Annotated in this window: 25 protein-coding genes; 17 read left to right on the top strand and 8 right to left on the bottom strand. The window is 62.4% G+C overall.

All coding sequences use genetic code 11. The features are described 5' to 3' along the window. Nucleotides 1-69 precede the first annotated feature (69 nt). The 4 genes from HX899_RS01660 (at nucleotide 70) to HX899_RS01645 (ending at nucleotide 2,698) form a co-directional block, all read left to right on the top strand. Nucleotides 70-339 carry a CopG family ribbon-helix-helix protein gene (locus HX899_RS01660; protein ID WP_138387675.1) on the top strand — a complete coding sequence of 90 codons (270 nt, stop codon included), beginning with the start codon at nucleotides 70-72 and terminating at the stop codon, nucleotides 337-339. Beyond that, complete coding sequence (locus tag HX899_RS01655; protein WP_181291546.1) at nucleotides 336-632, top strand: type II toxin-antitoxin system RelE/ParE family toxin; 297 nt, start codon at nucleotides 336-338, stop codon at nucleotides 630-632. Before HX899_RS01660 ends, HX899_RS01655 begins: the two co-directional genes overlap by 4 nt. 212 nt (nucleotides 633-844) lie before the next feature. Beyond that, complete coding sequence (locus HX899_RS01650) at nucleotides 845-1,024, top strand: hypothetical protein (RefSeq protein WP_062944158.1); 180 nt, start codon at nucleotides 845-847, stop codon at nucleotides 1,022-1,024. A 171-nt stretch (nucleotides 1,025-1,195) separates the two neighbouring features. After that, nucleotides 1,196-2,698 (top strand): AMP nucleosidase, encoded by a 1,503-nt coding sequence (locus tag HX899_RS01645; RefSeq protein WP_138328430.1) that lies wholly within the window; start codon nucleotides 1,196-1,198, stop codon nucleotides 2,696-2,698. Nucleotides 2,699-2,707: 9 nt separating this feature from the next. Here HX899_RS01645 and HX899_RS01640 read toward each other — a convergent pair whose 3' ends face one another. Next, entirely contained in the window at nucleotides 2,708-2,926 is a 219-nt protein-coding gene (locus HX899_RS01640; protein ID WP_246413095.1) for a hypothetical protein, read from the bottom strand. 152 nt (nucleotides 2,927-3,078) lie between these two features. Here HX899_RS01640 and HX899_RS01635 point away from each other — a divergent pair, with 152 nt between their 5' ends. Genes HX899_RS01635 through HX899_RS01620 form a run of 4 tightly spaced genes read left to right on the top strand, consistent with a single transcriptional unit; the run spans nucleotide 3,079 to nucleotide 5,418 of the window. Beyond that, complete coding sequence (locus HX899_RS01635) at nucleotides 3,079-3,435, top strand: YciI family protein (RefSeq protein ID WP_138328432.1); 357 nt, start codon at nucleotides 3,079-3,081, stop codon at nucleotides 3,433-3,435. A 10-nt stretch (nucleotides 3,436-3,445) separates the two neighbouring features. Continuing rightward, nucleotides 3,446-3,805, top strand: coding sequence for a YciI family protein (locus HX899_RS01630; protein ID WP_181291545.1), 360 nt, complete (start codon nucleotides 3,446-3,448; stop codon nucleotides 3,803-3,805). A gap of 2 nt (nucleotides 3,806-3,807) precedes the next feature. Next, nucleotides 3,808-4,167 carry a YciI family protein gene (locus tag HX899_RS01625; protein ID WP_181291544.1) on the top strand — a complete coding sequence of 120 codons (360 nt, stop codon included), beginning with the start codon at nucleotides 3,808-3,810 and terminating at the stop codon, nucleotides 4,165-4,167. Between the two features lie 9 nt (nucleotides 4,168-4,176). Further along, nucleotides 4,177-5,418: an RNA polymerase sigma factor gene (locus HX899_RS01620; protein ID WP_181291543.1), complete on the top strand. Its 1,242-nt coding sequence runs from the start codon at nucleotides 4,177-4,179 to the stop codon at nucleotides 5,416-5,418. On the opposite strand, the gene HX899_RS01615 is transcribed toward HX899_RS01620, so the two are convergent. Then, nucleotides 5,386-6,348: a lysylphosphatidylglycerol synthase domain-containing protein gene (locus tag HX899_RS01615; RefSeq protein WP_181291542.1), complete on the bottom strand. Its 963-nt coding sequence runs from the start codon at nucleotides 6,346-6,348 to the stop codon at nucleotides 5,386-5,388. The two genes, HX899_RS01620 and HX899_RS01615, sit on opposite strands and share 33 nt — an antisense overlap. A 165-nt stretch (nucleotides 6,349-6,513) precedes the next feature. On the opposite strand from HX899_RS01615, the gene HX899_RS01610 reads away from it, so the two are divergent. The 4 genes from HX899_RS01610 to HX899_RS01595 all read left to right on the top strand — a co-directional run bounded on the left by HX899_RS01610 (nucleotide 6,514) and on the right by HX899_RS01595 (nucleotide 12,162). Beyond that, a complete protein-coding gene (locus HX899_RS01610) occupies nucleotides 6,514-8,007 on the top strand; it encodes a glycosyltransferase family 39 protein (protein WP_181291596.1) in 1,494 nt (497 codons plus the stop codon). Between the two features lie 137 nt (nucleotides 8,008-8,144). Continuing rightward, entirely contained in the window at nucleotides 8,145-9,161 is a 1,017-nt protein-coding gene (locus HX899_RS01605; protein WP_138387681.1) for a glycosyltransferase family 2 protein, read from the top strand. 12 nt (nucleotides 9,162-9,173) lie between these two features. Beyond that, nucleotides 9,174-10,673, top strand: coding sequence for a glycosyltransferase family 39 protein (locus tag HX899_RS01600; protein ID WP_138387682.1), 1,500 nt, complete (start codon nucleotides 9,174-9,176; stop codon nucleotides 10,671-10,673). A gap of 1 nt (nucleotide 10,674) precedes the next feature. Continuing rightward, the gene (locus tag HX899_RS01595; RefSeq protein ID WP_138387683.1) at nucleotides 10,675-12,162 is read left to right on the top strand and encodes a glycosyltransferase family 39 protein; all 1,488 of its coding nucleotides are present in this window, start codon (nucleotides 10,675-10,677) and stop codon (nucleotides 12,160-12,162) included. A 6-nt stretch (nucleotides 12,163-12,168) separates the two neighbouring features. On the opposite strand, the gene HX899_RS01590 is transcribed toward HX899_RS01595, so the two are convergent. Further along, nucleotides 12,169-13,536, bottom strand: a complete 1,368-nt coding sequence (locus tag HX899_RS01590) for an aspartate aminotransferase family protein (protein WP_181291541.1) — start codon at nucleotides 13,534-13,536, stop codon at nucleotides 12,169-12,171. Between the two features lie 82 nt (nucleotides 13,537-13,618). On the opposite strand from HX899_RS01590, the gene HX899_RS01585 reads away from it, so the two are divergent. Continuing rightward, nucleotides 13,619-14,971: a glutamine synthetase family protein gene (locus tag HX899_RS01585; RefSeq protein ID WP_138328970.1), complete on the top strand. Its 1,353-nt coding sequence runs from the start codon at nucleotides 13,619-13,621 to the stop codon at nucleotides 14,969-14,971. A gap of 34 nt (nucleotides 14,972-15,005) precedes the next feature. On the opposite strand, the gene HX899_RS01580 is transcribed toward HX899_RS01585, so the two are convergent. Continuing rightward, nucleotides 15,006-15,950, bottom strand: coding sequence for a diacylglycerol kinase family protein (locus tag HX899_RS01580; protein WP_138328442.1), 945 nt, complete (start codon nucleotides 15,948-15,950; stop codon nucleotides 15,006-15,008). A gap of 302 nt (nucleotides 15,951-16,252) precedes the next feature. On the opposite strand from HX899_RS01580, the gene HX899_RS01575 reads away from it, so the two are divergent. Further along, nucleotides 16,253-17,479 carry an MFS transporter gene (locus HX899_RS01575; RefSeq protein WP_138328443.1) on the top strand — a complete coding sequence of 409 codons (1,227 nt, stop codon included), beginning with the start codon at nucleotides 16,253-16,255 and terminating at the stop codon, nucleotides 17,477-17,479. Here the strand turns inward: HX899_RS01575 and HX899_RS01570 are convergent. Further along, on the bottom strand, nucleotides 17,438-17,842 hold the full coding sequence (locus tag HX899_RS01570; RefSeq protein WP_138328444.1) for a helix-turn-helix domain-containing protein: 405 nt from the start codon (nucleotides 17,840-17,842) through the stop codon (nucleotides 17,438-17,440). The genes HX899_RS01575 and HX899_RS01570 overlap by 42 nt on opposite strands. 102 nt (nucleotides 17,843-17,944) lie before the next feature. Here HX899_RS01570 and HX899_RS01565 point away from each other — a divergent pair, with 102 nt between their 5' ends. Together HX899_RS01565 and mgtE are read left to right on the top strand one after the other, a co-directional pair. Then, on the top strand, nucleotides 17,945-18,958 hold the full coding sequence (locus HX899_RS01565; protein ID WP_138328445.1) for a zinc-binding alcohol dehydrogenase family protein: 1,014 nt from the start codon (nucleotides 17,945-17,947) through the stop codon (nucleotides 18,956-18,958). 310 nt (nucleotides 18,959-19,268) lie between these two features. Then, a complete protein-coding gene (gene mgtE / locus HX899_RS01560; protein WP_138328446.1) occupies nucleotides 19,269-20,642 on the top strand; it encodes a magnesium transporter in 1,374 nt (457 codons plus the stop codon). 23 nt (nucleotides 20,643-20,665) lie between these two features. Here mgtE and HX899_RS01555 read toward each other — a convergent pair whose 3' ends face one another. After that, nucleotides 20,666-21,187, bottom strand: coding sequence for an Lrp/AsnC family transcriptional regulator (locus tag HX899_RS01555; RefSeq protein ID WP_173862918.1), 522 nt, complete (start codon nucleotides 21,185-21,187; stop codon nucleotides 20,666-20,668). Nucleotides 21,188-21,283: 96 nt separating this feature from the next. On the opposite strand from HX899_RS01555, the gene HX899_RS01550 reads away from it, so the two are divergent. Beyond that, nucleotides 21,284-22,189, top strand: coding sequence for a DMT family transporter (locus HX899_RS01550; protein ID WP_138328448.1), 906 nt, complete (start codon nucleotides 21,284-21,286; stop codon nucleotides 22,187-22,189). Nucleotides 22,190-22,287: 98 nt separating this feature from the next. Here HX899_RS01550 and HX899_RS01545 read toward each other — a convergent pair whose 3' ends face one another. Both HX899_RS01545 and HX899_RS35640 read right to left on the bottom strand, forming a co-directional pair. Then, nucleotides 22,288-22,902, bottom strand: coding sequence for a L,D-transpeptidase (locus HX899_RS01545; protein WP_012756735.1), 615 nt, complete (start codon nucleotides 22,900-22,902; stop codon nucleotides 22,288-22,290). Between the two features lie 135 nt (nucleotides 22,903-23,037). Then, the coding region (locus HX899_RS35640) for a 4Fe-4S dicluster domain-containing protein (RefSeq protein WP_162731480.1) at nucleotides 23,038-23,121 on the bottom strand (84 nt) is incomplete at its 5' end.

Genomic DNA, 23,121 nt, shown 5'->3' with positions numbered 1-23,121 from the left:
GCGGGGCGGATAGCGGGTAACGGCCGGGATGTGTTAGAGTGTACACAGCTCAACACAGGAGTTTTCGAAATGGCCGGCAGCACGACCATGACAATTCGGGTCCGCCCCGACGTAAAAGAAAAGCTCGACAGGATTGCGGCCGACACGCAACGCAGCAAATCATTCCTCGCTGGCGAGGCCGTAGCGGCATATGTGGAGCGCGAGCTTGAAATCATCGAGGGTATCAAGCGCGGCATGGCCGATGCGGAAGCTGAGCGCGTTATACCGCACGAGCAGGCTGTCGCCGAAATGCGTAAGGTCATCGCGGATGCCAAGCGTAGGAAAACCCCGCGCGGATGAGGCCGGTTCTTTGGTCGAAGGAAGCACATCAGGATAATCTGGAAATTCTGCGTTACATCGCAAAGAACAACCCCGATGCGGCCGAAAGGGTTGTGGACGCCATCGAGGATGCCGGCAAGAAACTTGGCGAATTTGCAACCGGTCGGCCAGGACGAATAACTGGCACTTATGAAAAATCCCTCACCCGGCTCCCCTACATAATTTCCTGTGAGCTGCGGTCGATCGCGGGACGCGAAAGCGTCGTCATCTTGCGGGTGATCCATACCGCGCGGGATTGGCCGGCCGAAGACTAGTCGAACCAACTTATAAGCGTATCGTAACGCAGTTGCGCAGCCATCCTCCAAAACGCCAAGCATGTCGACGCAGGCATGCCTCGAAACCCTTGGCGACCGGCCCGAGCCGGCCCGGCAAGCTGAACGGCGGATGAACCGGCATCTCAGCACTCATTCAGCCACCGCATGGCAAAACTCATGTCACGATAGAGTTGCGTATCGGGGGCAAGGCAATGAACCACTATATTCTGGCAAGACGCCTTAGCATCATCACACTGTTTGCGGCGATCTTCGCGGTCACGTTTTCGGCAGTCGTAGTGCACGATGGCGGCGGCGGCGCGCAGTCGCATTTCGGGGCGAGCTATACCTGCCTGGAGAGAAACGGCACCTTCTGCGCGCCTGCGGTGCGGTGAGTAAAGCGCATCGCGATGCGCTTTAAGTCTTTGGTTTATGCATGTCGTCGTCTCAAAACCGCTGCGCACGTTGGGCGACAGGCATTCGCAGCAGACGCGGAAGAGGACAAAAAATCGGAATCCGCCGGCGCGCGTCGTTTGCTTGTCAAGAACAACTCTCTATAATGCGTCATGAACAAACGAATCTCCCTTTTGTCGCCCCTCGACACATCCTCTCCACCGCCTTTCCAGCCCCAGAGCTTCGACGATCCGGCCAAGGCGGTCGAGACGCTGACAGCGCTTTACGAGCGCAACACGGCGTTCCTGATCGAGAGCTTCAGCGAACTTGCGCAGGGCGCGCCGATCTCCTCGCGCTACCGCGCATTTTATCCGCAGGTCAGCATTGAGACGACAAGCTACGGCCATGTCGATTCGCGGCTTTCCTACGGTCATGTCACGGCACCCGGCATCTACACGACGACCGTCACCCGGCCGAAGCTCTTCAAGCATTACCTCAAGGAGCAACTGTCGCTGCTGATGAAGAGCCATAATGTTCCGATCGTCGTCTCAGAATCGTCGACGCCGATCCCGCTCCACTTCGCCTTCGGTGAGGGAGCGCATGTAGAAGCGTCGACCAACGCCTTCGTCGACGTTCCGATGCGCGATATCTTCGACACGCCCGACCTCAACACCACCGACGACGAGATCGCCAACGGCGAATATATCCCGCCGCCGGGAGAGCCCTCGCCGCTGGCTCCGTTCACCGCGCAACGCATCGATTATTCGCTCGCCCGGCTGTCGCATTATACGGCGACGCATGCGGAACATTTCCAGAATTTCGTGCTGTTCACCAACTACCAGTTCTATATCGACGAGTTCTGCGGCTGGGCGCGCAAGCTGATGGCGGAGGGCGGCGACGGCTATACCGCCTTCGTCGAGCCCGGCAATGTCGTCACCCTTCCCGGCTCGAACGCGCCGGAAACGGATTCCGCCCTCACCCGCCTGCCGCAGATGCCGGCCTACCATCTGAAGAAGAAGGGCCATGCCGGGATCACCATGATCAATATCGGCGTCGGCCCCTCCAACGCCAAGACGATCACCGACCACGTCGCCGTGCTGCGCCCGCATGCCTGGCTGATGCTCGGCCATTGCGCCGGTCTTCGCAACAGCCAGCGGCTCGGCGACTATGTTCTCGCCCACGCCTATATGCGTGAGGACCATGTTCTCGACGACGACCTGCCGGTCTGGGTGCCGATCCCGGCGCTGGCCGAAGTGCAGGTGGCGCTCGAAGCCGCCGTTGCCGAAATCACCGGCTATGAGGGTTTCGAGCTGAAGCGCATCATGCGCACCGGCACCGTCGGCACGATCGACAACCGCAACTGGGAACTCCGCGACCAGCGTGGGCCGGTGAAGCGGCTCTCCCAGGCGCGCGCGATCGCGCTCGACATGGAATCGGCAACGATCGCCGCCAACGGCTTCCGCTTCCGTGTGCCCTATGGCACGCTGCTCTGTGTCTCCGACAAGCCGCTGCACGGCGAATTGAAGCTGCCGGGCATGGCAACGGCCTTCTACCGCACGCAGGTCAACCAGCACCTGCAGATCGGCATCCGCGCCGTCCAGAAGCTTGCCGCCATGCCGAAGGAAGCGCTGCATTCACGCAAGCTGCGCAGCTTCTTCGAAACGGCCTTCCAATAGGCCGTTTCCTCATCTGCCCGTCACGACAGGCGCCGAGCCCTCGGCCACCATCTGCGGCTTACCGGCGGCAAGATTCAGCCCTGCTATCAGCAGGGTGAAGGCCACCACGACGAAAGCGATGCGCAGGAGAACCTTCAGCGCATCGGCATCGTCGGGTACTACCAGCTGACGCTTCTCGTGGCGACGTGCCCAGATGTGACTTGCCAGGGCGATTTCAAGAATGCTCATTTCCATTCTCCTCGACAGGTTTCGATGAAGCCTTGTCGAGTGCTGCCTTGCGATTTCGACACCTCGTCCGCACAATTTTTTTCGCGGCGCTGTCGAAATGCATGCAGGTCGTTCGTCCATGTTTATGGGAACAGGGCAAGGAGGCTGCCGCGATGAAATATCTCTGTCAGGTCTGGTTCGATGGCGGGGTGCTCGACGCGATGACGCAAGAGGAGAAGACCGAACTCGACACCAATTCCTTGAACTATGACAAGGACCTCGTCGAAAGCGGGCATATGATCGTCGCCCAGGCGTTGCAGCCGCCAAAATCGGCGGTGACCGTACGGGTGCGCAATGGCGAGACGTCGGTGACAGACGGTCCCTTCGCCGAGACCAAGGAGGCGCTCGGCGGCTTTATCCTGATCGAGGCCAAGGATCTCAACGAAGCGATCCGCATTGCCGCGGGCATCCCGCTCGCCATGCTCGGCGCGATCGAAGTGCGGCCAATCCACGAATTCGGAGCTAAATGAGGAGAGACCAATGAAATTTCTATGCCAGATCTGGTTCGACACTCAAAAAAGCAAGCTGGTCCCTCAGACCGAATGGGATGCGCTGACACAGGAGTGCATCATCAGCGACAATCGCTGGCGCGAGAGCGGTCATCTGCTGGTGGCGCTCGCCTTGCATGAACCGTCAACAGCGATCACGGTCCGCCTGCGCAATGGCGAAGTCTCTGCGACCGATGGCCCATTTGCCGAAATCAAAGAGCACCTCGGCGGTTTTGTGCTGATCGAAGCCGAGAATATCGACGAGGCGAAGACGATCGTGTCGAGTTTTCCGATCCTCAAATATTGCTCGATCGAAGTGCGCCCGACCTACGCTATCCAGGATGGGAAATAGTCATGCGCTACATCTGCCTGATTTATAACAGCACCGACACCGACGGAACGCTGACGCCTGATGAAACCGACGAACTTATCAAAGCCCATTTCGCCTTCGACGAGGAACTGCTCCGCGATGGCATCATGATCCATTCCGACGCGTTGGAGATGCCTGACCAGGCGATGGTACTGCGGGTTCGCAACAACACGCTGTCTGCCACCGACGGTCCCTATGTCGAGACGAAGGAGCACCTGGCCGGCTTCTATGTCATCGAGGCACCTGACATGGCGAAGGCAAAAGAGATTGCCGGACGGATCCCGTCGGCGCGTTTCGGCGCGGTCGAACTCCGGCCCGTGCGGATACTGACCCTGCCGGACTGAGGTGCCCCTTTGGAAAGTGTGATCGAGGAGATCTACCGAACGCAGTCGCGCCGGGTGTTGGCAACGCTGATCCGCCTGCTCGGCGATTTCGACCGAGCGGAGGAGGCGCTTCACGACGCCTTTGCCGCCGCCACCCGGACATGGCCGACGGACGGCATCCCTGGCAATCCCTTCGCCTGGCTCGTTTCGACGGGGCGCTTCAAGGCGATCGATACGATCCGGCGGCGGGCGCGTTTCGATGCTTCGCAGCATCATATCGAGGACAGCCTCTACACGCCCGATGCAACGGAGATCGGCGACATGGAACCGATCGAGGACGACATGCTGCGGCTGATCTTCACCTGCTGCCATCCGCTCATCCCGGCCGATGCGCAGATGGCGATGGCGCTCAGAGAAATCTGCGGGCTGACCACCGAAGAGATCGCCCATGCCTTCCTCATTCCGGCGCCGACGGTGGCCCAGCGGATCGTGCGCGCCAAAGGCAGGATCCGGGCGGCGAAGATCCCCTACGAGGTGCCAGGCCGCGAGGCGCTGCCGCCGCGACTCGACCGGGTGCTGCACGTCATCTACCTCGTCTTCAACGAGGGCTATTCGGCCTCTTCGGGCGAGGAGGTGGTCCGCGCCGATCTGACCGCAGAAGCGATCCGTCTGGCGCGACTGCTTCTGGCGCTGCTGCCGCATCCCGACGTCTCCGGTCTGCTGGCCTTGATGCTGCTGCAGGATTCCCGCCGCACCGCCCGCCGCGTCGGAGACGGATCGCTGGTGCTGCTTGCCGATCAAGACCGCTCGCTCTGGGATCATGCGAAGATTGCGGAAGGCCTGGCGCTGCTCGCCGCGGCGATGGAAGCGGGAGAGATCGGCACCTATACGCTGCAGGCGGCGATTGCCGCCGAGCATGCCAAGGCGCCGGCTGCCGAAGAGACCGATTGGCGGCGGATCGCCTTTTATTACGATCTGCTTCTGGCCGCACAGCCCTCGCCGATCGTCGAGCTCAACCGCGCCGTGGCGATTACGATGGCGGAAGGGCCGGCGAAGGGGCTGGAACTGGTCGATGCCATTCTGGGACGCCGGGAGCTGCAGGCCTATCACCTCGCCCATTCGGCGCGTGCCGATTTCCTGCGCCGTCTCGGCCGGAGGCAAGAGGCGATCGCCGCTTATCAAACAGCGCTGTCGCTCTGCCGGCAGGAGCCGGAGCAGGCGTTTTTGAGAAAACGGATTTCAGAGCTTGCCGCGGCGTCCGAGCGGCAGTGAGATCGCGGTGCCGGTGAGCGCCGAGACGATGATCAGCAAGTGGGCATTGACGCTAGCCTGCGCCAGCGCGGCCAGCGCCAGCCGCTCGCTCGAAGCGCCCAAGGCGATGGCGCCGGCAGTGATGCCGGCCGGATAGGTGCCGACGCCGCCCGGCGCATGCATCGGCAGCACGGAGGAGAGCTCGCCGCCGAGCGCGCCGCCGAAGCTTGCCGCCATCGGCAGCACGCCCATCAGGCCAAGCGCCCATGCGAGCACCATCACCTTCACCAGCCAGTTGACGATGGTCATCGCCCAGGCACGCGCAAAGGCGATGGCATCGAGCGGCAATCCGTTTTCGATCTCGACGACGAATTTCTGCGCCTTCTTCGGCAGCAGCTTGGCGGCCAGGCGCAGCAGCGGCTTGCGGGCGGCGAAGGCCGCGACCGGCAGCAGCAGGTAGGCCGCCCAGAGCGACCACGCAAGAGCTGCATTCGCGGCAGCGATCGCAAAGCCGATGCCGGCGGCGGCCAGAAGCGCGTGCAGGTCGAGCAGCCGCATGACGAACAGCGCCGAGGTTCCGCGCGTCAGCGGAATGCCGAATTCGGTGCGCATCAGCAGCGGAAAGCTGGTCTCGCCGGCGCGGAAGGGCAGCATGATGTTCAGGAGATTGTGGATCTGCGTGACGCGGAAGAGGACCGCGAACCGGCCAGCCGTTTCCTTCGGAAAATAATCATAGATGCGCCAGGTGCGCAGGAAATAGGTGCTCGTCAGCAGCACCAGCGCACCGATGACAGGACCTGCGCCGACATCGGCCCACTGCCTGATGATAACAGGCCAACCCCAGAACCATTGGATGAAGAGGCCATAGGCTGCGACGATGACGACCGTCAGAACGGTCATGCGATTGCGCATAAACCAGGATTGCCGGCTTTCAACGATCGAACTCTTCATGTAGTAGGCATTCCTCGCTTGGCTTCGGCATAGGCAGCGGTTCCGTCGCCAGGCCTTTTAGGAGAAATGAAGGTTGCGCACAACGACGGAGTTGATGGCGGCGGTGGCGAACATGCTTCCACGCCGACGATCCGATCGGACCTTGCCGGCTTGACGTGGAGATCGATGTTGGAGCGGATTACCCGAAGCATTACGAGCGCAAGCATTTTTCTGGCGGCCTATTTCCTGCTGAACATCGCGCTTCGCATCGCCTTGCCGCATACGCTCGATCTCGACGAGGCGGAGCAATCCTTCTACTCGCAATACCTGCTTGCCGGCTACGGCCCGCAGCCGCCCTTCTACAACTGGATCCAATATGCCATCGTTTCGGTGACCGGCATATCGATGTGGGTGCTCTCGGTGCCGAAGAACATCATTCTCTTCGGCTGCTATCTCTTCTACGGGCTTGCTGCCCGGGAGGTGCTGAAGAGCCGTTCGCTCGCAGCCGTCGCCATGCTGAGCCTGATTACCCTGCCGCAGGTCGGCCTGATGGCGCAGCGCGAACTGACCCATACGGTTGCCCTGCTGTTTGCGACCTCGCTCTTCCTTTTCGGTTTTTTCCGCACGCTGCGCCAGCCGACGATCGGGAGCTATCTCCTCATCGGCATTGCCACTGGCATCGGGCTCATCTCGAAGTATAATTTCGCCATCCTGCCCTTTGCCGCCCTCATCGCCGTGCTGCCGGAGCGGCAATGGCGCAGCCGTCTCATCGACTGGCGTTTGCTGCCGGCCGCCGTGCTCGCCATTCTGATCGTGCTGCCGCATGCTCTCTGGCTGCCTGACAATCTCCTCAGCGCGTCTGCGCCGACACTCGAGCGGATGACTGCCGAACACCTGGCGCCGGCCGGCCTCCCCCGCATCGGGCAAGGACTGCTGTCTCTCGTGATCGCAGTCCTCGGCTTCGTCGCATTGCCAATCGTTCTCATCGCGGCCGCCTTCCGGCGCGACTTTTTTCGCGCGCTCTCCTCTTCCAGCCCGATGATCCGGGTGATCGAGCGGATGATGTTCATCAGCCTGCTCGCCTTCGTCGGCGTGGTCCTCTTCGCCGGCGCGAGCGATATCCACGAGCGCTGGCTCGACCCATGTCTGCTCGTCCTGCTGATCTATCTGTTCTTGAAACTGGAAACCGCAGACATCGATCTTTCCGCCGGTCTTGCGCGCTTCCGGCCCGTGGTGCCGGTCTTCATGGTCGTCATCCTGTCGATCCTTCTTTTCCGGATCGTCGGCATTCAATATATCGGCACTTATACGAGAACGAACGTACCCTTTTCCGGCTACGTGGCTGAATTGACCGCGACCCGCAAGCCGGTTCTCATCGTGGCCGGAACCAAGTTCGTTGCCGGCAACATGCGGCTGGAGTTTCCCGACGTTCCCGTCGTGATCCCGTTCTTCCCCGGTCCCGGAGTTCCCGAATATGCGGCTGCGAAGGGGCCGGTTCTGGTTATCTGGCGCGGCGAGACCGCAGATGATCCGACAATTTCCCCCGGCTTCGCCAATGACCTCGTCAAATCGGGCATTCATCTGCCAGAGTTGAAGACGCTGACCCTGCCCTATCTCTTCGGTGACGGCAAACGCAGCTTCTCCATTGGTTACTCCTGGGTGGAAGGCGGCGCGAAATAGCGCCCCGGCAGATCAGCCGATTGCGGGAAACAGGCATTGCCGGCTGGCAACCGGCGGACACTTCATGTAGTAGCCTTCCGCAAGTGCGGCGGCAGCATTCAAGATTGCTCGGCCGCCCGGCCTTTTGGAGATGAAAGTTGCAGACAACCGTAGAGCCCATTCGCGGTACGAATGATCCGGTACAATCGCTCGAACTGTCGCTGGTCGTGCCCATTTTCAACGAAGAGCAAAGCGTCGGCCCGCTCGTCGAGCGTGTCGTGGCTGCGATGGTCAGCTACCCCCATCGCTGGGAGCTGATCCTCGTCGACGACGGCAGCACGGATGCGACGCTCGTCAACGCCCGGAAGTATGTCGGACACGAGGGGCTGGCGCTCAGGATCGTCGAGTTGCAGCGCAACTTCGGCCAGACAGCCGCCATGCAGGCCGGCATCGATACCGCCCGTGGCCGCCTTATCGCGACGATGGACGGCGACCTGCAGAACGATCCGAAGGACATTCCTTCGATGGTCGCCGAGCTGGAACGGCGTGAACTCGATCTCTTGGTCGGCTGGCGCAAGAACCGCAAGGACGGCCTGTTCCTGCGCAAGATCCCCTCCTGGTGCGCCAACTACCTGATCGGCCGCATCACCGGCGTCAAGCTGCATGATTACGGCTGCAGCCTGAAAATCTACCGTGCCTCGATCATCAAGCAGGTGAAGCTGATGGGCGAGATGCACCGCTTTATCCCCGCCTGGGTCGCCGGTGTCGTCCCGAGCTCGCGCATCGGCGAGATGGCGGTCACCCACCATGCCCGCGAACACGGCGTTTCGAAATACGGCATTTCGCGCACCTTCCGCGTCATCCTCGATCTGCTGTCGGTGATGTTCTTCATGCGCTACAAGGCGCGGCCGGGGCATTTCTTCGGTTCGCTCGGCCTGGGCCTCGGCGCCCTCGCCATGCTGATCCTGCTCTATCTCGGCTTCGACAAGTTCATCCTGGGCAACGACATCGGCACGCGACCGATGCTGATGGTCGGCGTGGTACTGCTGCTGTCGTCGGTGCAGATGATCACCACCGGCATCCTGGCGGAAATGATCGCGCGCACCTATTACCGCGACGATGCCTCACCGAATTATATCGTGCGGCAGATCTTCGACGATCAAAGCCAAGCCTAAGCCGGCAGCACGATGCTGGAGCGCGCGACGAGGACGATCAAAACCGCGGGCCTGCTGCTTGCAGCCTATTTCGTGCTCAACATCGTGCTGCGTATCGTGCTTCCGCATTCGCTGGAGCTCGACGAGGCGGAGCAATCCTTCTTCTCGCAATATCTGCTGGCGGGCTACGGCCCGCAGCCGCCCTTCTACAATTGGATGCAATATGCCGTCGTTTCGGTGACGGGCATGTCGATCGGCGCGTTGATCGTTCCGAAGAACATCCTGCTGTTCCTGTCCTATCTCTTCTATGGCCTTGCCGGGCGGCGCGCGCTGAAGGACGAGGCGCTTGCCGCCGTCGGCATGCTGGCGCTGATCACCCTGCCCCAGGTCTCCTACATGGCCCAGCAGGATCTGACCCACACGACGGCGCTGCTCTTTGCTAGCGCGCTGTTTCTCTACGGCTTCTTCCGCACGCTCGACCGGCCCGATATGGCGAGCTACCTGCTGCTCGGGCTTGCGACCGGCATCGGGCTGATCTCGAAATATAATTTCGCGCTGATGCCTATCGTCGCCTTGATCGCCATCCTGCCCGATGCCGAATGGCGACGCCGGGCGCTCGACTGGCGCATGCTGGCAGCGATCACTGTTGCGCTCGTCATCGTCCTGCCGCACGCGATCTGGCTGCAGGGCAATCTCGCATTCGCCTCCTCCGACACTCTGGTCAAGATGGCCGCCGGCAGCGAACCCGCCGGCGCCGTGCGGATCGGCAAAGGCCTTCTCGCCTTTCTCGTCGCCATCATCGCCTTTGCGGCGCTGCCTGTCGCAATCTTCGCCGCCACCTTCCGCCGGGATTTTGTCCGGGCGCTTTCGGCGGGCAACCGCTGGACTGGGATGATGGAGCGGATGATGCTCGCAAGTCTTGCCGGCATCGTTCTGATCGTGCTGTTGACCGGCTCGACGACTGTTCGCGAGCGCTGGCTCGACCCCTTCCTGCTGGTGCTGCCGATCTATTTCCTTGCGAAGATGCAAGCCGCCGGGCTCGAGCTTTCCGCCGGACTGCGCCGCTTCCGGCTGGTGCTGCCGGTGTTGATGGCTTGCGTGCTGATCGCACTCGGCTTCCGCGTCGTCGGTGCCGGGCTGATCGGCACTTACAGCCGGCCGAATGTGCCGATGGCGGGTTTTTCGCGCGAGATGACGCGACAGGCGGAGCCGGCGCTGGTGATCGCTTCCGACACCTATATCGGCGGAAACATGCGGCTGCAATTTCCCGATGTGCCGGTGGTGATCCCGGATTTTCCGGCACCGGGCATTCCGGCCTATGCCGAGGCCAAGGGGCCGGTGCTGATCGTCTGGCGCGGCAAGCAGACGGCGACGGCTGCCGATGCGGTCATGCCGGAGCGGTTCTCATCAGCGCTGACGGCGGCCGGCATCGCGCTGCAGGAGATCGGCTCGCTGTCGCTTCCTTATTATTTCGGCCGCCAGGGCGACAATTTCGCGCTCGGCTACGCCTGGGTTCGGCCGGAGACCAGATAGGATGACCGAGAGCAACCGTCGCGACATCAGTTGGATCTTCGTTCTGCTGGCAGCCTATTTCGTGCTCCAGGTCGGCGTGCGGCTCGCAACCTCGCATTCGCTCGATCTCGACGAGGCCGAACAGGCCTTCCGATCGCAATGGCTTGCCGCCGGCTACGGCCCGCAGCCGCCGTTCTACAACTGGTTGCAATACACCGTCTTCCAGTTTGCCGGCGTCTCGCTGACCGCGCTTTCGGTGGTGAAGAACTTGCTGCTGTTCATCTCCTATCTGCTGTACGGCCTGACCGCGCGGCTTGTCCTGCGCGACAAGGCGCTGGTGGCGATCGCCACGCTCGGGCTGCTGACGATCCCGCAGATGGCTTTCGAGATGCAGCGCGACCTGACTCACACGGTCGCGGTGTTCTTCTCGGCCAGCATCTTCTTTTACGGTTTCATTCGCAGCCTGAAGCAGCCGAGCCTTGCCTCCTACCTGATATCAGGCATCGGCATTGGTTTCGGACTGCTTGCCAAATACAATTTCGCGATCCTGCCGGCGGCAGCCTTGATTGCCGCGCTGGCCGATGCGCGCCTGCGGCCGCGGATCTTCGACTGGCGGCTGGTGCTGACGGCGGCGGTGGCGCTCGTCATCACCCTGCCGCATCTCTTCTGGCTGAAGGACAATCTCGATTTCGCCACCGCACGCACGCTGGAGAAGATGACTGCGAGCGGCGATGCGAGCTATCTTAAGCAGGTGTCCATGGGCGTCAGTTCGCTCGCCCTCGCCACCATCAGCTTTGCCGCATTGACCGTGGCGGTGTTCGCGATCGTTTTCGGCAAGAGCCTTCGTCCGGCGCTCGCCTCCGGCTCGGAATGGACGCGGCTTCTCGAGCGGATGATGCTCGTCTTCTTGGCCGGCATTCTGCTTCTGATCGTCTTCGGCGGCGCGGCCGGCATCAAGGATCGCTGGCTGGTGCCGATGCTCTTCATCCTGCCGCTCTATTTCTGCCTGAAGATCGAGGCCGCAGGCGTCACAACAGACAGAGCGTTCCGGCGTTTTATACCCATCCTCGCCGTCATCATGATCGGCGTACCGGCGGCCCTTTACGGGAGCGTTGCGACTGCGCGCTTTACCGGTCATTACGAGCGGCTGAACAGGCCCTATGCCGGCATGCTGGAAACATTGCGCAAACAGGCCGAACCGGCGGCGATCCTTGCCGACGACAGCCTGCTTGCCGGTAATCTCAGGCAGGATATTCCCGGTGTGCCGATCCTCTCTGTGGACTATCCCGGCTTCAACCCGGATCTTACCGGCCGGCGACCGCTTCTCCTGGTGTGGCTCCTCCCGCAGAAGGGCGGAAGCGAAACACTTCCCCCGGCCATGGCTCAATGGCTACAGGCCAATCTCGGCGTGTCCGCACCGCAGGCGTCGGTGATCGACGTGCCCTATGTCTATGGGCGCGGCGACGACAGCTATCGTTTCGGCTATGCCTGGGTCAATCAGCCGGGCTGAGCGCAATCAGGATTTCAGCTCCTTCCAGGCCAAATCCAGCGCCAGCCTGGTAATCCTCGCCATCTCGTCCACCTCGGCGTGGCTGATGACGAGAGGCGGCGAGGCGAGCATGCGGTCGCCGGTGGCGCGCAGCACCAGACCGTTCGCCAGCGCGTGATTGCGCATCAGCGCACCGACCTGATCGGGCTTGGCATAACGGGTACGCGTTCTCTTCTCGGCGGCAAGCTGCAGGCCGCCCATCAGGCCGATGCTGACGGCTTCGCCGACCAGATCATGGTCTGCCAGCTCTGCCCAGGCCCTGCCGAAATAGGGGCCGATATCGTCGCGCACGCGTTCGACCAGTCTTTCCTCCTCGATGATGCGCAGGTTCTCGAGGGCTGCGGCAGCGCAAACCGGGTGGCCGGAATAGGTGAAGCCGTGATTGAAATCACCGACATCGTTGATCAGCACATCGGCGATGCGGTCGCTGACGAGCACGCCGCCGATCGGCAGGTAGCCGGAGGAAAGCCCTTTGGCGATCGGCGCCAGATCGGGTTCGACGCCGAAATACTGGTGGCCGAACCAGGCGCCCAGTCGGCCGAAACCGCAGATCACCTCGTCGGTCACCAGCAGGATATTGCGCGCCTTGCAGATGCGGTCGATCTCCGGCCAGTAGGTCTCGGGCGGGATGATGACGCCGGCGGCGCCCTGCACCGGCTCGGCGACGAAGGCGGCGACATTCTCCTCACCGAGTTCGTCGATCTTCGCTTCGAGCTCGCGGGCAACCTTGAGGCCGAATTCATGAGGTGAGAGATCGCCGCCCTCGCCGTACCAGTAGGGCTGGCCGATATGGACAATGCCCGGTATCGGCAGGTCGCCCTGCTCGTGCATATATTTCATGCCACCGAGGCTGGCGCCGGCGACCGTCGAACCGTGGTAACCGTTTCTCCTTGATATCACGATCTTCTTCGACGGCTTGCCGACCGCGCTCCAGTAGACGCGGGCCATGCGGAACCAGGTGTCGTTCGCCTCCGAGCCGGAGCCGGTGAAGAAGATATGGTTGAATCGCTCGCCGGCATGGGAGGTGACCTTCTGCGCAAGCAGCGTCGCCGGCGTCGAGGTCGTGCCGAAGAAGGTGTTGTAATAGGGCAGCTCATTCATCTGCCTGGTGGCGGCATCGGCGATCTCCCGGCGGCCATAGCCGATATTGACGCACCAGAGGCCGGCGAAGCCATCGAGATATTTCCTGCCGTGATTGTCGAAGATGTAGACGCCCTCGCCGCGCTGGATGATACGCGCGCCCTCGGCATTCAGCTTCTTCATGTCGGCGAAGGGGTGCAGGTGGTGCGCGGCGTCGATCGCGGCAAGATTCGAGGGTGGGTAAGAATCGGGCATGATTGGTAAAGACCCTCGCGGATTGAAAGGCTGATGTCGATGGGATAGGAGCTTGGCCTTGTCCCGGGGGATTTTCAAGGTCATGGCAAGCGACAGGATGGACGGCAAGACGAAAGGCGACGACCCGCGTTTCGAGATCCTGATCGTCGGCATGAACGGCGACCTGCGCGGCAAGCAGCTTCCGGCCGGCGCCGAAGACAAGGTCTGGGCCGGTGACATCCGCCTGCCGACCTCGACGCAGTCGCTCGACATCTGGGGCGACGATAATGACGACATCACCGGCCTGTCGCTGACGATCGGCGATCCCGACGGCAAGGTCATCCCCGACTGGCGCAGCCTGGCGCCGATGCCCTGGGCGCCCGAGGGCTCGATGCAGGTGCTCGCCACCATGCACGAATTCGACGGCAGCCCGAGCTTCATGGATCCGCGCGCCATCCTCGCCTCGGTGGTCGAGCGCTATGCGGCGCGCGGGCTGACGCCCGTCGTCGCCACCGAGCTGGAATTTTACGTGATGTCGGGAGACTGGCGAGAGACCGGACGCCCCTGCCCGCCCGAAAGCCTCACCTATCGCGGCGAACCGAACGGTTTCCAGCTCTACGACATGAGCGCCGTCGACGCGCTCGACGACTACCTGAGGACTCTCAGGGCCTATGCGAGGGCGCAGGACCTGCCGGCGGATGCGACGACGGCGGAATTCGGTCCGGGCCAGTTCGAGGTCAACCTGCTGCACCGCGCGGATGCGCTGGCAGCCGCCGACGATTGCCTCTATCTCAAGCGCATCGCCGAACAGGCGGCGCGCCGCCACGGGCTGAAATCGACCTGCATGGCCAAGCCCTATTCCGAACATGCCGGCTCCGGCCTGCATGTGCATGCGAGCATCATCGACGGGCAAGGCCGCAACATTCTCGATGCCGAGGGCGGCGAGCCGAAGCTCATCAAATCTGTGATATCAGGCCTGCTCGATACCATGCGCGCGGCGCAGCTGATCTTCGCTCCCTTCGCCAATTCCTACCGCCGCTTCCAGCCGGGCTCGTTTGCGCCTGTCGATCTGACCTGGGGCAGCGGCCATCGCGGCACGGCGATCCGCATCCCCGACAAGGATGGTCCGGCCGCACGCATCGAACACCGCGTCGCCGGCGCCGACGCCAATCCTTATCTGCTGCTGGCAGCGATCCTCGGCGGCATGCTCACCGGTCTCGATGGCGAACTCGACCCCGGCGAAGAGACCACGCCCTCGCACATACCGGCGAATACCACGCGACTGACGCATGATTTCCTCAGCGCCGTCGAGACCTTCCGCACCTCGCCGTTCATCGCCGATATTTTCGGCGCGCGCTATCAGGCGCTCTATGGCGACACCAAGCGCAAGGAAGCGCTTGCGCATCTGCGCACCGTTTCGGATTTCGACTACCGCACCTATCTGCCGCGGCTCTGAAATTACGCAGCGGGCGACTTACGCAGCGGCCGACTTACGCAGCGGGCTCGCGGCGTTCGTCCGCATTCACCTGAGCGGCGAGGCCCTGCTTGACGAGGACCTTCAATTCGCCCGGATGCAGCCGGATCGAGACGTCGCGTTCGAGCGGCAGCAACTCGCCGTCCATAACGCAATTGGCCTTGAAGCGCAGTTTTGGGAAATGCAGTTGCACCTCGGCCGGGTGCATCACCATGACATCGGCATTCTCACGGACCTTGCCGCGCAGCATGTCGATGGCGAGACGGGCGACACCGAGAGGCTTCAACGGATTTGCCGTGTAGAAGCCGAGTTCGCCGCTTCTCAAATTATCGGCGTAGAGCAGCGCGTTCTCGCCGAAGGGATTGTTGGAGACTGATATCGCCGACACCCTGCGGCGCTCCCGCATCCCAATCGCCTCGAACTCGACCTCGAATTCCGGCGGGTTGAAGATGACGCCCAAGGCAGCCTTCGTACTCGCCCGGATCTTGCCCAGCCGGGACCGATAGCTGTAGGCGTTGCGGTAGCGCACCATGCGGGCGTGCAGGCCGGCGGAAAACTGGTGGATGAAGGGCCGGCCGTTGGCGCTGGCGATATCGACATTGTCGACCTCGCCGGAGGCAAGCACATCGAGCGCCTGCCAGATATCGAGCGGCACACGCAGCGAGCGGGCAAAGAGGTTCATCGTGCCGGCGGGCACGACGCCGAGCGCAATTCCGTTTTTCCAGGCAATCGATGCCGCCGCCGAAATGGTGCCGTCGCCACCGCCGGCGACGATACCGTCGATATCGTCGCGCTTGGCCGCCCGCTCCATGGCGGGAACGATTTCCTTTCCTGAGAAGACGATGGCGTCGAAATCATGCCCCGCTTCGCGGAAGGCCGCCTCTGCCCTCTTTTCGTAGGCCAGCATGTCGGTGGTCTTAAAGGTCCCGCCGTCGCGATTGAAAAAGCCTATAAGCTTCATAAGAGCTCCCGTCCCTGGCGCGGAAATGCTCCTGCCTTGCCCCTGAGATGGTTGCGGTATCGGCGATTTCAAGCGCAGCCTTCTTTCCTGACAAAGGGCAGAAATGCAAAAATTGCAATAGACGTATGCACATAGCAGGACGCTGCACTGCAAAAAATGCACTCGACGGCAGCCGCGAGCTCACGGATAGATGGGTCTACCGGAGACATCATCTCCACCTCCCGCCATTTCCACCGATCGGCTTGCGGCCGCGCCTGCGCCAGGGCGCCATTGCCAAGCAGAAACCGCCTCGAGGAGCTCTCGTGAGTGAGATTGCCGCCAATATTTCAGTTGATAGCCAGGATGAAGTGCTGCCGTCGGCAATGACCGTGGCGCTGGTCCAGCTGGCGCTCGCCTGCGGCGGCTTCGGCATCGGCACCGGCGAATTCGCGATCATGGGGCTGCTGCCTAATGTTGCCGAGACCTTCTCGGTCACCACGCCGCAAGCCGGCTACGTCATCAGCGCCTATGCGCTCGGAGTCGTCGTCGGCGCACCGGTCATTGCCGTGCTCGCCGCGAAGATGGCGCGCCGCACGCTGCTTTTGGCTCTCATGCTGATCTTTGCCGCCGGCAATATATCGAGCGCCATGGCGCCGACCTTCGAAAGCTTCACGCTGCTGCGCTTCGTCAGCGGCCTGCCGCACGGCGCCTATTTCGGCGTCGCGGCCCTTGTCGCCGCCTCGATGGTGCCGGCGCATCGCCGCGCCCGTGCCGTCGGCCGGGTCATGCTCGGCCTCACCGTTGCGACACTTCTCGGCACGCCGTTGACGACCTTCTTCGGCCAGTCGCTCGACTGGCAGGTGGCATTTTTCTCGGTCGGCGTGCTCGGCCTGCTGACCGTGGCGCTGATCTGGTTCTACGTTCCAAAGGACAGGGTTTCCGCGGAAGCGGGCTTCCTGCGTGAACTCGGCGCCTTCCGCCGGCCGCAGGTGTGGCTGACGCTCGGCATCGCCGCCGTCGGCTACGGCGGCATGTTCGCAATGTTCAGCTATATCGCCTCGACGACGACTGAGGTGGCGATGCTGCCGGAAACGGCGGTCCCGATCATGCTGGTCCTCTTCGGCGTCGGCATGAATGCGGGCAATTTCATCGGCTCGTGGCTCGCCGACAAATCGCTGCTCGGCACGATCGGCGGGTCGCTCATCTATAATATCGTCGTGCTCACCACCTTCTCGCTGACCGCCGCCAATCCCTATTTGCTCGGTCTCTCCGTCTTCCTCGTCGGCTGCGGTTTTGCCGCCGGCCCGGCGCTGCAGACGCGGCTGATGGATGTTGCCGCCGACGCGCAGACGCTTGCGGCCGCGTCCAACCATTCCGCCTTCAACATCGCCAATGCGATCGGCGCCTGGCTCGGCGGCCTCGTCATCGCCGGAGGTTACGGTTTTGCGGCAACCGGTTATGTCGGCGCGGCGCTGTCCTTCCTCGGCCTCTTCGTCTTTGCGGCCTCGCTACGCCTCGAGCGCCGCGACCGGAGCGCGCAGGCCGTCTGAGGCCAGGCGCAGCTCGCGGCCTTCCGGGCTGCAGAAGACATAAGCGTCACCCCAGGCGGCCAATGCCTGGATCACGGGCTTCAGCGTCATGCCGAGCGGCGTCATTGCATATTCGACCCTCGGCGGCACGACCGGATAGACGGTACGTGACACCAGGCCGGATTCTTCCAGTTCACGCAGCTGCTTGGTCAGCATGCGTTGGGTCACAGCCGGCAGCTTACGCCGCAATTCGTTGAAGCGCAGAGTTCCTTGCATCAGATGAAAGAGGATAACGCCCTTCCACTTCCCGTCGAGGTAAGTCAGCGTCGCTTCGACCGGGCAGCCGGGAAAATTCTTGACGAGCTTGGCGCGCGGCAATGACATTTACAGTATCCTTTTGGGTACTACGTACAGAATTTGTGCATTCTTGCGTTGTCAGCACATAATGCGCATCTAGCTTCCGTGCAACGAACACAGGAGTTTCCCATGCGCGCCGTCGCCTATAAAACGCCCCAACCGATCTCCGCCGAAACCTCGCTGATCGATGTCGAGCTGCCGATGCCGGAGGCTGGGGGCCACGATCTGCTCGTCGAAATCAAAGCGGTTTCGGTCAATCCCGTCGACGTCAAGGTGCGCGCCCATTCCGCACCGCCCGCAGACGAGCTTAAGGTGCTCGGCTGGGATGCCGCCGGCGTCGTCAAGGCCATCGGCGCCGATGTCACCCTGTTCAAGCCCGGCGACGAGGTGTTCTACTCCGGCGTCATCAGCCGCCCGGGCAGCAATGCCGAATTCCACCTCGTCGACGAACGCATCGTCGGCACCAAACCGAAGAGCCTCGACTTCGCTGCCGCGGCCGCCCTGCCGCTGACCTCGATTACGGCCTACGAGGCGCTGTTCGACCGGCTGAAGGTGCAGGACGCGGTTTCGGGAGCGGGACGCTCCATCCTGATCATCGGCGGCGCCGGCGGCGTCGGTTCGATCGCCATCCAGATCGCCCGGGCATTGACCGACTTGACGGTGATCGCAACGGCCTCGCGGCCGGAAACGCAGGACTGGGTGAAGGAACTCGGCGCACATCATATCGTCGACCATTCCAGGCCGATCGCGCCGCAGGTGGCAGCGCTTGGCATCGGCGCGCCGGGATTCATATTCTCGACCACCAATACCGACAGCCATATCGGCGACATCGTCGAAGCGATCGCGCCGCAGGGCCGCTTCGCATTGATCGACGATCCGAAGACGCTCGACATCGTGCCCTTCAAGCGCAAGGCCGTCTCCGTTCATTGGGAGCTGATGTTCACCCGCCCGCTCTACGGCACGCCTGACATGATCGAGCAGCATAAGCTGCTGAACAAGATTTCCGAGCTCATCGACGCTGGAAAGATCCGCACGACGCTTTCAGAGATCGTCGGGCCGATCAATGCGGTAAACCTCAAGACGGCGCATGCCATGGTCGAAAGCGGCAGGATGAAGGGCAAGGCTGTGCTCGCAGGATTCTGAGATCGCAGCCGGCAGGCCCGGTGTTTCCTGCAAGGTCATATAAACCATACCCGCCTGGAATGGCGCATCGCAGGGTGCGACATTCTGGCGTTAAGCATTTACCCCGCTTGACTTTTTCCGCGTTCGGGACCACCTAGCATTCACGTGGATGACACTCGTCAGGCACGGATTTCAACGGAGCCATCATAACGATGCCAAGCGACAGTAGCAGTCGATTGCCTTTGCCGTACGCGACCCTCGTGCGCTGACCGACTCCTGTCGGCTCGCCCGATCGGACGCTACGGCGGATCGACGGAAAGGCGAGCCTCAAATGAATATCAATCGCTTCCCTCTTCGGGCAGGCCATGCCGCCCGTGCCTTCATCAACAACAGCCGCGGCGCAACGATCGCCGAACGCGTCGAAGCGTTGAACGCGCTGAGCGTCCAGGACGCCGGGCGGGTGCTTATCGGCATGCCGCTCGACTATGCGGTCAACATTCTCGACCGGCCGGAGCTTCGCAACGCCGCACAGATCCTTGCGCTGATCAGCGCCGAGGACGCCGCACGGCTGCTGCACGGCATGTCGAACGACCGCGTCGCCGACGTGCTGCTCGAACTCGACGGCGAGACCCGTGCCCGGCTGTTCTCCAGCCTCGACGAACCGGTGCGCATCGCGATCCAGCATCTGATGGGCTATCCGCCCCGCACGGCCGGCGGCATCATGACGACGGAGTTCGTCAGCGTGCCTGATAGCTGGACCGTCGCCCGCACACTCGACCATGTGCGCCAGGTCGAACGCTCGCGCGAAACCGTCTACGCCATCTATGTGCTCGACGAGGTCAGCCATGCGCTGCTGCATGTGGTGACACTGCGTCGCCTCATCACCGGCGAGCCGGACGCTTCGATCCTCTCTGTGGCACAGAAGGGCGCGCCGGTTTCGGCCGATCCGCTGATGAAGCAGGAGGATGTCGCCCGGCTGATCCGCAAGCATGACCTGCTCGCCCTGCCCGTCACCGACGAACATGGGCAGATGCTCGGCATCGTCACCGTCGACGACGTGATCGACACGATGATCTCAGACACGACGGAAGCGGCACAGAGGTTCGGCGGCATGGAGGCGCTCGGCCAGCCCTACATGAAGATCAGCTTCGCCGGCATGATCCGCAAGCGCGCCGGCTGGCTCGCAGCGCTGTTCCTCGGCGAGATGCTGACGGCAAGCGCCATGCAGCATTTCGAAGGCGAGCTGGAAAAGGCCGTGGTGTTGACGCTGTTCATCCCGCTGATCATGAGCTCGGGCGGCAATTCCGGCTCGCAGGCAACGTCGCTGATCATCCGGGCGCTAGCACTCGGCGAGCTGAAGCTTTCGGACTGGTGGAAGGTGCTTTTGCGTGAACTGCCGACCGGCATCGTGCTCGGCGCGATCCTCGGCCTGGTCGGCTTCATCCGCATCGTCTTCTGGCAGTCGGCCGGGCTCTACGATTACGGTCCGCACTGGCAGATGGTCGCCGTCACGGTGTTTGCCGCCCTGATCGGGATCGTCACCTTCGGCTCGATCTGCGGCTCGATGCTGCCTTTCGTGCTGCAGAAGCTCCGGCTCGATCCAGCCAGCGCCTCGGCCCCCTTCGTCGCCACACTGGTCGATGTCACCGGGCTCGTCATCTACTTCTCGGTGGCGCTGCTCATCCTCAGCGGGACGCTGCTCTAACCCGCAAGCAAGCCCGAGGGGAATTATTTCCCCTCGGGCAGCTTCAACGGGCCATGCGTCTTGATGCTGCGGATGGCGAAGTTCGAGCGGATGTCGCTGACATTCGGCAGGGTCAACAACGTTTCGGTCAGAAGCCGCTCATAGGCGGCGAGATCCTCCACCACCACTTCCGCGAGGAAATCGGCCGTGCCCGAAATTAGAAAGCAGGAGACGATCTCGGGGATCGCGAGCAATGTCTTCTGTTGCGCCTCGGAATTCTCGCGGCTGTGATGGGCAACCTTGAATTCGACGAACACGGTCAGGCCGAGACCGACCTCCTTGCGGTCGATATCCGCCGTGTAACCGCGGATGATGCCGGACCGTTCGAGATTGCGGATGCGCCGCAGGCAGGGCGACGGCGACAGGTTCACCTTCTCGGCGATCTCGACATTGGTGGCCCGCGCATCCTCCTGCAGGCACTTCAGGATGGCAATATCGAATTTATCGAGATTTGGCATTTTCGCGATCCCTGTTGGCATCAATTGGCAGAAGATTGCGCATAGCATGATTTTTGAGCCATAGATAGCAAGGACATGCCCTGACCTTTGGCGCTAGTCTTCTCTTCAACCGGACAGGCTCCGGATGAAGGAAAGGACAGGACGATGACCACCATTGCTTTCACGAACGACAAGTCGCCGTCGCAGGTACTGGGTTATGCCGGCGGCACTATTACCGTGCTGATCTGGGCGACATGGTTTCTGGTCACCCGCCACAGCGCCGCAACGCCGCTCGGCTCGATCGACATCGGGCTGATCCGCTTCGGAATTCCGGCGCTGGTGCTTGCACCCGTCTGGCTGAAGACGGGGCTGCTGCCGAAGGCGCTGCCGCTTCACCTGCTGGCGATCATGGTATCCGGTTCCGGCGCCGTCTTCTTCCTGCTGACGACGCTCGCAATCCATTCGACGCCGGCCGCCTCTTCGGGGATTCTGCTCGGCGGCTCGATGCCGCTCGCCGCGGCGCTGATCGGCATTGTGCTGTTTCGCGAAAGGCCTGACGGCACCCGCATCGCTGGGCTCGTTGCGATCGTCGCGGGCGTACTGATCCTGCTCACGCGCAGCCTTGCAGACGCCTCGCTGCCATGGACGAGCTTCGTGCTGCTGCCGGCCGGCGCCATTCTCTGGGCAAGCTATACGCATGCCTTCCGCCGCTCCGGTCTGACCGCCGTGCAGGCGAGCGCCCTGATCGCCGTCTGGTCTTTCCTGATCATGGGCGCGCTTGCCCTCATCTTCGGCATCTCGCTGCCACAGGCTACGCTCCCGGAGATCGGCCTGCAGGTGTTGAGCCAGGGCGTTCTTTCCGGCCTCGTCGCCATGGTCGCCTACGGCACCGCCGTCAGAACACTCGGCGGAACTCAGGCCGCCGCCTTCACGGCGCTGACGCCGGTGCTGGCGACGCTTGGCGGTGGCTTGCTGCTTGGCGAAGCGATCGGCATGACGGAAATCAGCGCCGCCGTGATCACCGGCATCGGCGTGGCGCTTTCGACAGGTATCGCCACACCACGCCGCTGAAATCCAACACCAACAGCAGATCGAAAGCCGCCTGCAGCCATCGCTGCGGCGGCTTTTTCAATGGAGATGGCGTCCTTACCGAGCTTGGAACGGACATCTTAGGCCTGGATGACGACGACCCTGGCGCCGACCTCGACGCGGCTATAGAGGTCGATCACATCGTGGTTCATCATACGGACACAGCCGCTCGACATGGCGAGACCAATCGATTGCGGCTGGTTGGTGCCATGAATGCGGAAATGCGTGTCGCCGCCGCCGCGGTAAAGATACATCGCCCTCGCGCCGAGCGGGTTGTTCGGGCCGCCCGGCATGCCGCCGGCGAGCTTGCGATAGCGCTCCTCGCGGCGCTGCATGTTTTCGGTGGGTGTCCAGCTCGGCCACTCGGCCTTGCGGCCGATATAGGCGTTACCGGCAAAGGCCAGCCCCTCGCGGCCGACACCGACGCCATAACGCACCGCCCTGCCGCCGCCGAGGACGTAATAGGCGCGGCGCGCGGGTGTATCGACGATCACGGTGCCGGCAGCATGCGTGGTTTCGTAGGCCACTTCCTGGCGGCGGAGCTCCGGCTTGATCTTGTCGATCGGCACCTGCTTCAACGGGAATTTTTCGTCCGGAAGTGCGGCATAGTTTGTCTGGCTGTTCAGACCGGTCGAAGAGCAGCCGGCCACGAAAAGCGGCAGAGCGATCAGAAAGCCCCGGCGGGAGATCGTCATAAATGTGTCCTTAGTGCGTCAACTTGATGTCGCAAGCTAAGGAAATTATGGTTAACGAACGGCTAACAGCCTCCGGCAGAAGGCGATCACGAAGGCGTCAGCACGCAAGAATTGTCGCGGTGGGGATAATCCGCCTCACATATTCGGATAGACCGGCCCCTCGCCGCCCTGCGGCGGCACCCAGTTGATGTTCTGGTTGGGATCCTTGATGTCGCAGGT

Origin of the sequence: Rhizobium sp. WYCCWR 11146 (genome assembly GCF_013591995.1) — a bacterium.
Classification (GTDB): Bacteria; Pseudomonadota; Alphaproteobacteria; order Rhizobiales; family Rhizobiaceae; genus Rhizobium; species Rhizobium indicum.
The sequence above is the reverse complement of the archived record's forward strand: the minus strand, read 5'-3'. Positions and strand labels throughout refer to the sequence as shown.

Bases quoted from the DNA above. Each gene is read 5' to 3' on its own strand.
- HX899_RS01660 (WP_138387675.1), top strand. From the start codon at position 70: ATGGCCGGCAGCACGACCATGACAATTCGGGTCCGCCCCGACGTAAAA.
- HX899_RS01655 (WP_181291546.1), top strand. From the start codon at position 336: ATGAGGCCGGTTCTTTGGTCGAAGGAAGCACATCAGGATAATCTGGAA.
- HX899_RS01650 (WP_062944158.1), top strand. From the start codon at position 845: ATGAACCACTATATTCTGGCAAGACGCCTTAGCATCATCACACTGTTT.
- HX899_RS01645 (WP_138328430.1), top strand. From the start codon at position 1,196: ATGAACAAACGAATCTCCCTTTTGTCGCCCCTCGACACATCCTCTCCA.
- HX899_RS01640 (WP_246413095.1), bottom strand. From the start codon at position 2,926: ATGAGCATTCTTGAAATCGCCCTGGCAAGTCACATCTGGGCACGTCGC.
- HX899_RS01635 (WP_138328432.1), top strand. From the start codon at position 3,079: ATGAAATATCTCTGTCAGGTCTGGTTCGATGGCGGGGTGCTCGACGCG.
- HX899_RS01630 (WP_181291545.1), top strand. From the start codon at position 3,446: ATGAAATTTCTATGCCAGATCTGGTTCGACACTCAAAAAAGCAAGCTG.
- HX899_RS01625 (WP_181291544.1), top strand. From the start codon at position 3,808: ATGCGCTACATCTGCCTGATTTATAACAGCACCGACACCGACGGAACG.
- HX899_RS01615 (WP_181291542.1), bottom strand. From the start codon at position 6,348: ATGAAGAGTTCGATCGTTGAAAGCCGGCAATCCTGGTTTATGCGCAAT.
- HX899_RS01610 (WP_181291596.1), top strand. From the start codon at position 6,514: ATGTTGGAGCGGATTACCCGAAGCATTACGAGCGCAAGCATTTTTCTG.
- HX899_RS01600 (WP_138387682.1), top strand. From the start codon at position 9,174: ATGCTGGAGCGCGCGACGAGGACGATCAAAACCGCGGGCCTGCTGCTT.
- HX899_RS01595 (WP_138387683.1), top strand. From the start codon at position 10,675: ATGACCGAGAGCAACCGTCGCGACATCAGTTGGATCTTCGTTCTGCTG.
- HX899_RS01590 (WP_181291541.1), bottom strand. From the start codon at position 13,536: ATGCCCGATTCTTACCCACCCTCGAATCTTGCCGCGATCGACGCCGCG.
- HX899_RS01585 (WP_138328970.1), top strand. From the start codon at position 13,619: ATGGCAAGCGACAGGATGGACGGCAAGACGAAAGGCGACGACCCGCGT.
- HX899_RS01580 (WP_138328442.1), bottom strand. From the start codon at position 15,950: ATGAAGCTTATAGGCTTTTTCAATCGCGACGGCGGGACCTTTAAGACC.
- HX899_RS01570 (WP_138328444.1), bottom strand. From the start codon at position 17,842: ATGTCATTGCCGCGCGCCAAGCTCGTCAAGAATTTTCCCGGCTGCCCG.
- HX899_RS01565 (WP_138328445.1), top strand. From the start codon at position 17,945: ATGCGCGCCGTCGCCTATAAAACGCCCCAACCGATCTCCGCCGAAACC.
- mgtE (WP_138328446.1), top strand. From the start codon at position 19,269: ATGAATATCAATCGCTTCCCTCTTCGGGCAGGCCATGCCGCCCGTGCC.
- HX899_RS01555 (WP_173862918.1), bottom strand. From the start codon at position 21,187: ATGCTATGCGCAATCTTCTGCCAATTGATGCCAACAGGGATCGCGAAA.
- HX899_RS01550 (WP_138328448.1), top strand. From the start codon at position 21,284: ATGACCACCATTGCTTTCACGAACGACAAGTCGCCGTCGCAGGTACTG.
- HX899_RS01545 (WP_012756735.1), bottom strand. From the start codon at position 22,902: ATGACGATCTCCCGCCGGGGCTTTCTGATCGCTCTGCCGCTTTTCGTG.